Here is an 11219-nt window from a genome sequence, read left to right on the forward strand (position 1 = left end):
GGAATCTCAGCGACCGCGGTGCGCCAGTACGAATCTTTCGCGCTCAGCATGATCCACGATCCCGGCGAAATCCTGTGTCCTGCCCATGGTCTGCATATAGGCGCGCCGCGTGTCGGCGTAGATCGTGAACAGCCGGCGCAGTTCGGCGATCGGCTCCGCATGGTCGTCGACGCGGATGTCGGCCTCCCGGTAGGGCTCGCTGCCCTGGATGATGAGTGCCGCGGACTGCTTGCCGCGCTTGTCGCCGCCGGCGGCCTCGCCGGCTTCGAGCGCGGTCAGCAGGCGGTCGCCGAATTCCTGGCCGGCGGAGGCCTCGTAGCGCGCGAGTGTCTCGGCGACGACCGCCGGGCCGGCCAGCATGTTGCCGGCGACGGTGACGTTCTCGCCCGAGGCGTGTCCGCACCAGTCGACGCAGGCGGCTCCGGTGTGGGTGAAAGTGTCGCCACGCGCGTCGACCCCGTGCACCTGCCGGATATCCCGGCCTTCGTCATGGCCAAGGGTCATCCGGAGCGCGTCCCCGACCGGCAGGCCTTTTGCCATCAGCTCGATGCCGAGCGCGCCATGCATCGGATTGGTATGGGCCTGTGTCGAGAGTGCGCCGGTTCCGGCCCGCGCCCAGGGGCAGATCGCGCCGACGGCGAAGGCGCAGGTGGAGATGGCGATGCCGAACCGGCCTGTCTCCGGTTCCCGTGCGACGATAGACCACGTCATGACCTGTTCCCGTTTTCGCTGTTTCGGGCGAGAGTGCGCCCGGAACTGATATCGGTCAAATCCGTAAGGGTCTCGGACGATGCGCAACATCATCCTTCTCGCGGTCTCGCTCTTCGCGCTGCTCGGCTTCTCGCTCTGGGGTGTGTGGGAGCTCTGGTTCTCGGTCGATGGCGAGGCGGTGATGAGCATTCATGGCTTCATCGCGCTCGCTTTAGGCTCGGTGTTCACGCTGCTGCTCGGCGGTGGTCTGATGTGGCTCGCCTTCTACAGTTCGAAGCATGGCTACGACGAGCGCGAGATCGATCCCGACGACGAGCGTTAGGCCGTGGCCTTGTAGGGCATGGTCTCCACGGGCTCGTGCTCCTCGGCGCAGCATTTCTCATGATCTGACAGCACGCTGATCACCCTGCAATCGGCGACGGTGCCGTGCGAGCAGGTCTCGACCATCCGCTTCAGTTCTCCCTCCAGCGCCTGCAGCCGGCCGATGCGCCGCCGGACTTCCGTCAGGTGCCGGCGGCAGATGGCATCCGCCTCGGCGCAGGAGGCGGCGGGCCGGTCGGTCATTTCCAGCAGTTCGCGGATCGCGTCCAGCGGAAAGCCGAAATCGCGTGCATGCTTGATGAAGGCCAGCCGGTCGAGCTGGTCCTGCCCGTAGATCCGCTGGTTCCCCGAGGTCCGGGCCGGTTCAGGCAGCAGGCCGATGCTCTCGTAATAGCGGATCGTCTGCACCTTGGTGCCGGTGCGCTTCGCCAGATCGCCGATCGGGTAATGCGGGGCGGTGTGGGTCATGGCGGATTTCCCTCTTGAACCTACAGTCGCTGTAGCTCCCATATTGGACCCATCGAAGGAAAAGTCGAGGAGCGGACCGATGTCCGGCTGTTGCGGTCACGATCATGACAATGTGGTTTTCGAGGGCATGTCGCCCGCCTACCGGCGCGCGCTCTGGGCGGTGATCCTGATCAACGGTGCCATGTTCGTCATCGAGATGGCGGCAGGGTTCGGCGCGGGCTCTATGGCGCTGAAGGCGGACGCGCTCGACTTCCTCGCGGACACCGCGACCTACGCGCTCAGCTTCTATGTCATCGGCAAGGCGGCGAAAGTGCGCGCCAGCGCGGCTCTCTTCAAGGGTGTTTCGCTTGCCTGCATGGGGCTCTGGGTGTTCGGCTCGACGGCCTATCAGGTGCTGGTGGTCGGGGTGCCGGAAGCCGCGATCATGAGCACGGTGGGCGTGCTCGCCTTCGTCGCGAACATGGCGAGCGTCGGCCTGCTGTTCCGGTTCCGCGACGGGGATGCGAATGTCCGCTCGGTCTGGCTCTGTTCGCGCAACGACGCGATCGGCAACATCGCCGTGGTGCTGGCCGCGGCCGGTGTCTGGCAGACCGGAAACGGCTGGCCCGATCTGATCGTCGCCGGAATCATGGCCGGTCTGTTCTGCTGGTCCTCGTTCCAGATCATCCGCCAGGGCGTCGGAGAAATGCGGGCTGTGGAGGCCTGATCCGTGTCTCGTGCTGCTTGTGCGCGATCAGACTATTTCCGCTTTACGTGTGCTTGGACACCCCGGGTTTCATTGACTCGGTGATGGTGCGATGCAAAAAATATTGTCACTAACCGGTAAAGACGGGGCCAACCCCGCGCTCTCCGAGTAAAAATCAGAACAGGGGATAAAAACATGATTGGTTGGACACGACGCAGCCTTCTGGCTCTCGTCGCCATGGCCCTGCCATTGGCAGGCGCGCCGACGCTGGCAAGCGCTGAAAAGGTACTGCGGGTCATCCCGCACGCGGACCTCAAGAACCTCGATCCGATCTGGACGACGGCCTATATCACCCGCAACCATGCCTATCTCATCTATGACACGCTCTTCGCGATGGATGAGAACTTCAAGCCGCAGCCGCAGATGGTCGACACCTGGGAGACCTCCTCGGACGGCAAGGTCTGGACCTTCAAGCTCCGCGACGGGCTGAAGTTCCATGACGGCGCACCGGTGACCTCGACGGACGTGATCGCCTCCCTGAAGCGCTGGGGCGCGCGAGACGGCATGGGCCAGAAGCTCATGGAGCAGATGGACGAGATGGTCGCGGTCGACGACAAGACCTTCCAGTTCAAGCTGAAGACCGCCTACGGCCTGGTTCTGGAGTCGATCGGCAAGATTTCCTCCAACGTGCCGTTCATCATGCCGGCACGCATCGCTGCGACCGACCCGTTCGAGCAGATCTCCGAGCATATCGGCTCCGGCCCGTTCAAGTTCGAGGCCGACCAGTGGGTGCCCGGCTCGACGGTCGTCTACACCAAGTTCGCGGACTACGTCCCGCGCAAGGAAGCGCCGTCCGCGGCCTCCGGCGGCAAGATCGCCAAGGTGGACAAGGTCATCTGGACCTACTTCCCGGACCAGACCACGGCAATGAACGCGCTGATCGCCGGCGAGATCGATTACTTCGAACAGCCCTCGACCGACCTGATGCCGCTGCTTTCCGCGGCGGAAGGCGTGACCGTCGAGGTCAATGACCCGCTCGGCAATATCGGCTTCGCGCGCTTCAACCACCTGCTGCCGCCGTTCGACAAGGTCGAGATCCGGCAGGCTGCGATCATGGCCATGAAGCAGGAAGACTACCTGGCGGGTGCGATCGGCGATCCGCAGTTCTGGAAGACCTGCTACTCGGTCTATCCGTGCGGCACGCCGCTGGCGTCCGAAGTCGCCGCCGAGAACATCAAGACCGGTGACACGGAGAAGGCCGCCGCCGCACTCAAGGCCGCGGGCTATGACGGCACGCCGGTCGTGATCATGCATCCGACCGACATCCCGGTGCTCTCCGCCTTCACGCTGATCACCGGCGAGAAGCTGCGCAAGGCCGGCTTCAATGTCGACATGCAGGCGATGGACTGGTCCACGCTGACCTCCCGCCGGGCCAAGCGCGATCCGGTTTCCGAGGGCGGCTGGAACATCTTCCACACCTGGTGGATCGGTGCCGACGTGATCGACCCGATGGCCATCGCCTTCTCCGGCGACCCGGCCAAGGGCTGGTTCGGCTGGCCGACGGACGAGGAACTGGAAAAGGCGCGCGCCGCCTTCGCCAACGCCTCGAGCCAGGAAGAGAAGATCGCCGCCGGCCACAAGGTGCAGGAGCGCCTCTGGAAGATCGGTGCGTCCGGTCAGCTTGGTCAGTTCTTCGTTCCGGTCGCCTACCGGAACAATGTGAAGGGCCTGATCAAGTCGCCGGTCCAGTTCTTCTGGAACCTGTCGGTCGACTGATACCCCATCTGAAGGAGCCGCCCGGGCCTGATCCCGGGCGGCCCCTCTGCAATGCCTCCGCGAGGCCGCCTTTCCGGGCGGATCTCGCGCGACGGCTTTGAGGAGTGAGCATCTCCATGCTGACCTATGTGCTGAAGCGCGTGCTCTCGACCGTCCCGGTGATGGCAATCGTCGCGGTCCTCGTCTTCATGCTGCTGCGCCTCGCGCCGGGCGATCCGGCGGCGGTGATCGCCGGTGACTACGCGACGGCCGAGGATGTGGAGCGGATCCGCACCCAGCTCGGCCTCAACGATCCGATCCCGGTACAGCTCTGGCACTGGCTGATGCAGCTGGCCTCGGGCGATCTCGGGACCGCCATCTTCTCGAAGAAATCCGTGGTCGAACTGATCGGCCAGCGTATCGAGCCGACGTTGCTGCTGTCGCTCTGCACCATCGTCTTCGCAGTCGCCGTGGCGGTGCCGCTCGGCACCATTGCAGCCTGGAAATCGGGCTCGATCGTCGACCGCGTGGTCATGCTGTTTTCCGTCGGGGGCTTCTCGGTTCCCGTCTTCGTGCTTGCCTATTGCCTGATCTATGTGCTGGCGATGTGGCTGAAGATATTACCGGTACAGGGCTACAAATCGCCCTTTGACCACGGCCTGCTGACCTTCCTCAGGCACATGGTGCTGCCGGTGATGGCGCTCTCCGTGATCTTCATCGCCCTGATCGCGCGCATGACCCGCGCTTCCGTCATGGAGGTGCTTGAAGAGGATTACGTCCGCACCGCCCGCGCCAAGGGGCAGTCGGAATGGAAGATCCTGATTCATCACGCACTCCGGAACGCGGCGGTGCCGATCGTCACCGTGATCGGCGTCGGCATCGCACTCCTGATCGGCGGCGTCGTGGTGACCGAGTCGGTCTTCAACATACCCGGGCTCGGGCGCCTCGTGCTGGATGCCGTGCTGGCGCGCGACTATCCGGTGATCCAGGGGCTGATCCTGTTCTTCAGCTTCATCTACATCCTGATCAACCTGCTGATTGACCTGTCCTACACGCTCTTCGACCCGAGGATCCGGTACTGATGGCTGCCGCAGAGACACCCGAGCTCTCCGCCGAGGCGGACCTCTCCGAAAAGACGCAGCCCTCGACCCTCAGGCTGGTGCTGCGCAACAAGGCCGTCTTCTGGGGCGGCTTGCTGCTGCTGGCGATGGTCGCAATCGCGATCATCGGTCCGTTCTTCACCGTCGCCCCGACCGAGCAGAACGTGATGAGCAGGCTCAAGGCGCCGTCCTCGGCCTTCTGGTTCGGGACCGATTTCCTCGGCCGCGACGTCTTCTCGCGCGTGGTTCACGGCGGGCGGATCTCGCTTGTCGTCGGCATCTCGGTCGCCCTGATCGCCACAGCCATCGGTATGGTGACGGGCATGATCGCGGGATATATCCGCTGGCTTGATGCCCCGGTCATGCGGGTGATGGACGGGCTCATGGCGATCCCGGCGATCCTGCTCGCCATCGCGATGATCGCGATCTCGGGTGCGACGCTGACCACGGTCATCGTCGCCATTACCATCCCGGAAGTACCCCGCGTCGTGCGTCTGGTGCGCTCCGTCGTGCTGACGGTCCGCGAGGAGCCCTATGTCGAGGCCGCCATCGCTGCCGGGACGCGGCTGCCCTTCATCCTGATCCGTCATATCCTGCCCAACACCATCGCGCCGATGATCGTGCAGGCGACCTATATCTGCGGTGCGGCGATGCTGACGGAATCGATCCTGGGCTTCCTCGGGGCCGGCATCCCGCCGGAAATCCCGAGCTGGGGGAACATCATGTCGGAGGGCCGGACCTACTTCCAGCTCACCCCCTGGATCATTTTCTATCCCGGTGTCGCGCTGGCGCTGACCGTGCTTGCCGTCAATATCGTCGGCGACGGGCTGCGTGACACGCTCGATCCCCGTATTGCGAGGAAGATGCGCGCATGACCGGCTCCACTCCCGTTCTGGAAATCCGCAATCTCTCGGTGGCCCTGCCTAAAGGCGCCGACCGTCCCTTCGCGGTGGAGGACATCAGCTTCACCGTCGGGGCGAAGGAGATCGTCTGCGTGGTCGGCGAGTCCGGTTCCGGCAAGTCCGTCACCGCCTTCACCACGATGGGCCTCAATCCGAAGGAGGTGAAGGCCGTCAAGGGCGAGATCATTCTCCAGGGCGAGGACCTGCTGAAGAAGTCCGTCGCGGAGATGCGCCGTCTCCGCGGCGAGAAGATGGCGATGATCTTCCAGGAACCGATGACGGCGCTGAACCCGGTGATCAAGGTCGGCGAGCAGATCCGTGAGATGCTGGAGATCCATACCGAGCTTTCTCCGGCGGAGCAGAAGGCCCGCGTGCTCGAGGTGATGGAAGACGTCTCCCTGCCCGATCACGTGAAGATGTACGACAGCTACCCGCATCAGCTTTCGGGCGGGCAGCGCCAGCGCATCATGATCGCCATGGCGCTCGCCCTGGAGCCGGGTCTGCTGATCGCCGACGAGCCGACGACCGCGCTCGACGTGACGACGCAGGCGCAGATCCTTGAGCTGATCAAGGATATTCAGCAGCGCCACGGCACCGGCGTGCTCTTCATCACCCACGATTTCGGCGTGGTGGCGGAGATCGCCGACCGCATCGTGGTGATGCAGAAAGGCAAGGTGGTCGAGCAGGGCACGCGTGACGAGATCCTGCTGCGCCCGCAGCACCCCTATACGAAGATGCTGATCGCTTCGGTCCCCTCGATGGAGCCGAGCCATCGGGCCGAGATCGACAAGACGGCGCCGGCCCTGATCGCGCAGAAGGTGAACAAGACCTACGGCGGCGTTGGCCTGTTCCGGAAATCGCGCGAGGTGCATGCGAACAAGGACGTGAACCTGGTGGTGCACCGGCGTGAGACCCTTGGCGTCGTCGGCGAGTCAGGCTCCGGCAAGTCGACGCTGGCGCGCTGCATCGTCCGCCTGCAGGACCCGACGTCCGGCCATATCGAGGTGGAGGGCGCCGATATCGCGACGATCTCGGAAAGCGCGATGCGGCCGCACCGGCGCGACATCCAGATCGTTTTCCAGGACCCGTACCGCTCGCTCAATCCGCGCCGCACGGTCGGTCAGTCCATCGTAGAGGGGCCGATGAATTTCGGCGTCTCCGCGGCGGAGGCTGAGGCGCGGGCGAAGGAGCTGATGGAGATCGTCGGCCTCAGCGCCGAGGCGCTCGACCGCTTCCCGCACCAGTTCTCGGGCGGCCAGCGCCAGCGCATCTGCATCGCCCGCGCGCTCGCCATGCAGCCCAAGGTGCTGATCGCGGACGAGGCGGTCTCGGCGCTCGACGTCTCGGTGCAGGCCCAGGTGCTCGACCTGCTGGACGACGTGCGTGAACGCTACGACCTTGCGATGCTTTTCATCACCCACGATCTCCGGGTCGCGGCGCAGATCTGCGACCGCATCATGGTGATGCAGAACGGTGTCGTGGTGGAGGAGGGCGAGACCGCAAAGGTCTATGCCAACCCGCAGCACGAATATACCCGCACGCTGCTCGCCGCCGCGCCGGGCCGGGATGTCGCCTTCGCGAAGTAGTGCACTCCCGCGGGTTCAGCCGGCGGATGTCACCTTGCTGGCGAGTGCCTTGTAGGTCCCTTCGCCCATCGCGATGAGAGTTCCCTCGGGACTGTAGACCTCGCAGCTGGCGAAGAAGACCGAGCGGCCGCCGCCGCGGCGCTTGGCCGTCGCGTAGATCCGGCCCTGCTTGGTCGTGCCCATGAAACTCGTCGTGAGAGAGAGGGTCAGGGCACGTTTCTTTTCCGAGCCTTCCGGAACCCAGACGCCGCAATAGCCGCCGACCGCGTCGATCATCGTCGCGACCACGCCGCCATGCAGGATGCCGCTGCGGTTGAGGTGCTTTTCCGTCAGGTCGAGTTCGAGTTTCGCGTAGCCGTCGGCCCATTCGGTCAGGCGGAAACCGATATCGGCGTTGAAGCCCAGCATGGTTTCGAGGGACGGGGCGGTCACGTCGGCCGATTGACTCATGAGCAGGGATATCCTAGAACAAATCAAGAACATTCAGGTGATTGGATGGGCGATCCTAAGCACAGGGACGAAACAGGGCAACGGGCCGATTTGGCATCTCTGCGTGCGCGGGTCCGGGCCATTGAGCGCGGCGGCGCCGAGGAGGGGCGGGGGACGCGCTTTCCGCTCGGCCATGCCGCGCTGGACGGTCATCTGGACGGCGGTCTGCCCGCGGGCCGGGTGCACGAGCTTGTCGGCGAGACCCGCAGCGAGCTGCGCGACGGCAGCGTCTTCGGCTTCGCGGCCGCTTTGCTGACACGTCTGCTGGCCTCTCCGGCGGCCTGCCGGGGCGGGGAGATCCTCTGGTGCGCGCGGGATGCCAACATGTTCGGCGGCACGCCCTACGGCTGGGGCCTGAAGGTCCTCGGCCTCGACCCGGAGCGCGTACTGTTCGTCCGCGCGCGGGACGAGGCGGACCGGCTCTGGGCGATGGAGGAGGGGCTGCGCTGCGGCGGGCTCGCCGCCGTCGTCGCGGAACTCGGTCCGGCGCGTCCGGGAGAGGCCGGGAGGGTGGCGGAGCGGCGCCTGCAGCTCGCTGCCGAGGCGAGCGGTGTCACCGGCTTCCTGCTCCGTCCACTTGCGGGCACGGTCACGACCGGGGCGGCGGAGAGCCGCTGGCGCATCTCTGCCGCCCCCTCGGGCGGGAGTCTCGAACCCTCCTGGTCGGTTTCGCTCGAGCGTCTGCGCGGTGGCAGGTCCGGTGCCTGGCAGCTGCTCTGGGACGCATGTGGCGGCCGATTCCGCGACGCCGAAGAGTTCGTTCCGGTGCCGGAAGAGGTGCCGGAAACGAGGCCCGCGGCGGGACGAAGCGCTGCCGCGTAACCCCATATGTACATTTGGCTTCATCTGCCGTAACTATTGATTCTGTGCTGAAAAATGCTGTGCGGCTGTTTCCTTTCCGGGATGTGGCAAAGATCATCGCCAGCAGTTTTCTCGGCGGCGATGGTGTAGACTGTCGCCGAGGCAAACGGAGGCTGGGGAATGAGTGCTGTCGCCGAGGCAGCGATCGGGCAGGAGAGGCGGAGGCACGGACGCTGGTCCGTCAGCGGTGCCTATGCCGCCGTGCAGGGCCGCAAGATTCCGCTCATCGATATTTCCATCGGCGGCTTTTTCGCCCGTCTGCCCGACGAGGGCGGGCATGTGAGCTCGCCGATTGAGGGGACGATCTACTGGCGCGGCGTGCGCGAGACGATCGAGTTTTCCTTCGGCGCGGATATCGTGCGACGGCCGGACGAGGGGGGGCGTTTTGCCGCCCAGTTCCATTCGCTTGAGGGCGAGTCCATCGATACCCTGCTGCGCTTTCTCAGCGCCATCGAGGCCGAGCGGCGCGAGCGGATCGAGCGCCAGCAGCGCGATGCCAGACGCCGGATCCTGCTGCGCAAGCTGGCGCTCTGGGGCGTCGTCGGGGGCAGTCTCCTCGCCGCGCTCTGGCTGGTCTGGCAGTTCGGCCTGAGCGGCGCCTGAAAATCCCGTCTTTCCAGAGGTTTGAGCACGCGTTTCAATGCTGTGTTGACAATAAGAACAAAACAAGAACATCATGTTCTGGCTCATAGCGGGAGACGGATAATGGCACGGCGATTCCTCTATCTCTACATTCCGGATTTTTCCTTCGACTGGCGCCGCCGGGAGGCGGACGGGAATACTGCGGCTGTAATGGCAGGCGATGTCCGGCCCGCGGTTCTGACCCGGCGCCTCGTCGGCACGGAGACCGTCGCGGCGGTCAATCAGGCGGCGGCGCTCCAGGGGATCGCGGTCGGCCGTCCGCTGGCCGATGCCCGCGCCATGGTTCCGGATCTTGGCGTGACGGAGGCGGATCCCGCGGCGGACCGCAAGCGGCTGGAACGCCTGGCCGCCTGGTGCCAGCGCTACACGCCGATGGTCGCCGTCGACAGCACGGCCGCGCCCTTCGCGGGCGACGGCGGCAGCGCCGGCCTTACGCTCGATATCACCGGATGTGCCCATCTCTTTCGCCGCCAGGGCGCGGCGGATCTCGCAACGGAGGAGCAGGCGCTCGGGCGCGATTGCCTCGCAGCCCTGAACCGGCTCGGCTTCAGTGCACGGCTCGCGGTGGCGGACGCCCCTCTCGCCGCCCGGGCCGTCGCCCGCTTCTCCGCCCCCTTGCTTACTCTGGTGCCGGAAGGAAAGCTCCGGCTGGCCCTCGAGGCACTGCCGGTGGCGGCGCTCGGACTTTCTCCGGCGACCGTGGAGGCGCTGGACCGGGTCGGGCTGCGCCGTATCGCGCAACTGCTCGACCAGCCGCGGGCCCCGCTCGCCAGCCGGTTCGGCATGGGGCTGATCGAGGCGCTCGACCGCGCCCTCGGGGACCGGGCAACGGCGCTCGACATGAAGCTGCCGGAGGAGCCGTTCCAGGAACGCATCGCCTTCGCCGAACCGATCGCGCTCCGCGAGGATCTGGAGGGCGCCGCACGGCGCACGCTCGGTGCGCTTTGCCGCCGTCTGGAGCGCGAACAGGCCGGCGCCCGGCGGGTGCGCCTGCGCTTCTTCCGGGTCGACGGGGAGGTGCTGCAGGTCAGCGCCGGGACCAGTCGGGCCTGCCGCGACGCAGACACGCTGTTCCGGCTGCTGGCGCAGCATTTCGACAAGCTCGATCCGGGTTTCGGCATCGACATGGTGCTGGCGGAGATGCTCGAGGGCGACCGCGCGGAAGGCGTGCAGGCGGCTCTCGGCAGCACAGAGATGCGGGACCGGGACGCGGTCATCGATCTCGGCGACCGGCTCGCGAACCGGCTGGGCGCCGATGCGGTGCACCGCCTGCAACCGGTCGAGAGCCATCTGCCCGAACGGGCCGAGAAGCGCAGCGTGGGCCGGCCGGGCCGCAAGGCGCTGACCTGGACCAATGTGCGTCCTCCGGCACCGGAGCGGGCGGCCCGTCCGGTGCGCCTGATGCGGCGTCCGGAGCCGGTCGAGGCGACGGCGCTGCTGCCGGATCATCCGCCGGCCCGCTTCCGCTGGCGCGGTGCGGACTATCGCGTCGCCCATGCCGCGGGACCGGAACGGTTGGCGCCGGAATGGTGGCGCGACGGCAGCGACGATGCCTCGATGTCGACCCGGGACTATTTCCGCGTCGAGGACGGGGACGGCCGCCGGTTCTGGCTCTACCGGGACGGGCTCGCCGAACGGGGCGAGGCGCCGGGCTGGTTCCTGCACGGGATCTTCTCCTGATCCCGACCGGCCAGAGATC

Annotated in this window: 12 protein-coding genes; 9 read left to right on the forward strand and 3 right to left on the reverse strand. The window is 66.1% G+C overall.

What is annotated here, in order from left to right; genetic code table 11:
- Positions 1-6: 6 nt before the first annotated feature.
- Positions 7-711 carry a DUF1028 domain-containing protein gene (locus JJ959_RS07255; RefSeq protein ID WP_292881473.1) on the reverse strand — a complete coding sequence of 235 codons (705 nt, stop codon included), beginning with the start codon at positions 709-711 and terminating at the stop codon, positions 7-9.
- A gap of 79 nt (positions 712-790) precedes the next feature.
- Here JJ959_RS07255 and JJ959_RS07260 point away from each other — a divergent pair, with 79 nt between their 5' ends.
- Positions 791-1033, forward strand: a complete 243-nt coding sequence (locus JJ959_RS07260; protein WP_292881476.1) for a hypothetical protein — start codon at positions 791-793, stop codon at positions 1031-1033.
- Here JJ959_RS07260 and JJ959_RS07265 read toward each other — a convergent pair.
- Positions 1030-1500 (reverse strand): helix-turn-helix domain-containing protein, encoded by a 471-nt coding sequence (locus JJ959_RS07265; RefSeq protein WP_292881479.1) that lies wholly within the window; start codon positions 1498-1500, stop codon positions 1030-1032. The two genes, JJ959_RS07260 and JJ959_RS07265, sit on opposite strands and share 4 nt — an antisense overlap.
- 79 nt (positions 1501-1579) lie before the next feature.
- On the opposite strand from JJ959_RS07265, the gene JJ959_RS07270 reads away from it, so the two are divergent.
- The 5 genes from JJ959_RS07270 (at position 1580) to JJ959_RS07290 (ending at position 7528) form a co-directional block, all read left to right on the forward strand.
- The gene (locus JJ959_RS07270; RefSeq protein ID WP_292881482.1) at positions 1580-2206 is read left to right on the forward strand and encodes a cation transporter; all 627 of its coding nucleotides are present in this window, start codon (positions 1580-1582) and stop codon (positions 2204-2206) included.
- 174 nt (positions 2207-2380) lie between these two features.
- Positions 2381-3961, forward strand: coding sequence for an ABC transporter substrate-binding protein (locus tag JJ959_RS07275; RefSeq protein WP_292881484.1), 1581 nt, complete (start codon positions 2381-2383; stop codon positions 3959-3961).
- Between the two features lie 116 nt (positions 3962-4077).
- The gene (locus JJ959_RS07280) at positions 4078-5022 is read left to right on the forward strand and encodes an ABC transporter permease (RefSeq protein ID WP_292881603.1); all 945 of its coding nucleotides are present in this window, start codon (positions 4078-4080) and stop codon (positions 5020-5022) included.
- The gene (locus JJ959_RS07285) at positions 5022-5915 is read left to right on the forward strand and encodes an ABC transporter permease (protein WP_292881487.1); all 894 of its coding nucleotides are present in this window, start codon (positions 5022-5024) and stop codon (positions 5913-5915) included. Before JJ959_RS07280 ends, JJ959_RS07285 begins: the two co-directional genes overlap by 1 nt.
- Positions 5912-7528 carry an ABC transporter ATP-binding protein gene (locus JJ959_RS07290; RefSeq protein WP_292881490.1) on the forward strand — a complete coding sequence of 539 codons (1617 nt, stop codon included), beginning with the start codon at positions 5912-5914 and terminating at the stop codon, positions 7526-7528. Before JJ959_RS07285 ends, JJ959_RS07290 begins: the two co-directional genes overlap by 4 nt.
- Before the next feature lie 15 nt (positions 7529-7543).
- On the opposite strand, the gene JJ959_RS07295 is transcribed toward JJ959_RS07290, so the two are convergent.
- On the reverse strand, positions 7544-7978 hold the full coding sequence (locus tag JJ959_RS07295) for a PaaI family thioesterase (protein WP_292881493.1): 435 nt from the start codon (positions 7976-7978) through the stop codon (positions 7544-7546).
- A gap of 90 nt (positions 7979-8068) precedes the next feature.
- Here JJ959_RS07295 and JJ959_RS07300 point away from each other — a divergent pair, with 90 nt between their 5' ends.
- The 3 genes from JJ959_RS07300 (at position 8069) to JJ959_RS07310 (ending at position 11200) form a co-directional block, all read left to right on the forward strand.
- Positions 8069-8839 (forward strand): hypothetical protein, encoded by a 771-nt coding sequence (locus tag JJ959_RS07300; RefSeq protein WP_292881496.1) that lies wholly within the window; start codon positions 8069-8071, stop codon positions 8837-8839.
- Between the two features lie 159 nt (positions 8840-8998).
- Positions 8999-9481, forward strand: coding sequence for a PilZ domain-containing protein (locus tag JJ959_RS07305; RefSeq protein WP_292881499.1), 483 nt, complete (start codon positions 8999-9001; stop codon positions 9479-9481).
- Between the two features lie 102 nt (positions 9482-9583).
- On the forward strand, positions 9584-11200 hold the full coding sequence (locus tag JJ959_RS07310) for a DUF6504 family protein (protein ID WP_292881501.1): 1617 nt from the start codon (positions 9584-9586) through the stop codon (positions 11198-11200).
- The last annotated feature ends 19 nt before the right edge of the window (positions 11201-11219 follow it).

The organism is Nisaea sp., assembly GCF_017640745.1.
Classification (GTDB): domain Bacteria; phylum Pseudomonadota; class Alphaproteobacteria; order Thalassobaculales; family Thalassobaculaceae; genus Nisaea.

Bases quoted from the DNA above. Each gene is read 5' to 3' on its own strand.
- JJ959_RS07255 (WP_292881473.1), bottom strand. From the start codon at position 711: ATGACGTGGTCTATCGTCGCACGGGAACCGGAGACAGGCCGGTTCGGC.
- JJ959_RS07260 (WP_292881476.1), top strand. From the start codon at position 791: ATGCGCAACATCATCCTTCTCGCGGTCTCGCTCTTCGCGCTGCTCGGC.
- JJ959_RS07265 (WP_292881479.1), bottom strand. From the start codon at position 1,500: ATGACCCACACCGCCCCGCATTACCCGATCGGCGATCTGGCGAAGCGC.
- JJ959_RS07270 (WP_292881482.1), top strand. From the start codon at position 1,580: ATGTCCGGCTGTTGCGGTCACGATCATGACAATGTGGTTTTCGAGGGC.
- JJ959_RS07275 (WP_292881484.1), top strand. From the start codon at position 2,381: ATGATTGGTTGGACACGACGCAGCCTTCTGGCTCTCGTCGCCATGGCC.
- JJ959_RS07280 (WP_292881603.1), top strand. From the start codon at position 4,078: ATGCTGACCTATGTGCTGAAGCGCGTGCTCTCGACCGTCCCGGTGATG.
- JJ959_RS07285 (WP_292881487.1), top strand. From the start codon at position 5,022: ATGGCTGCCGCAGAGACACCCGAGCTCTCCGCCGAGGCGGACCTCTCC.
- JJ959_RS07290 (WP_292881490.1), top strand. From the start codon at position 5,912: ATGACCGGCTCCACTCCCGTTCTGGAAATCCGCAATCTCTCGGTGGCC.
- JJ959_RS07295 (WP_292881493.1), bottom strand. From the start codon at position 7,978: ATGAGTCAATCGGCCGACGTGACCGCCCCGTCCCTCGAAACCATGCTG.
- JJ959_RS07305 (WP_292881499.1), top strand. From the start codon at position 8,999: ATGAGTGCTGTCGCCGAGGCAGCGATCGGGCAGGAGAGGCGGAGGCAC.
- JJ959_RS07310 (WP_292881501.1), top strand. From the start codon at position 9,584: ATGGCACGGCGATTCCTCTATCTCTACATTCCGGATTTTTCCTTCGAC.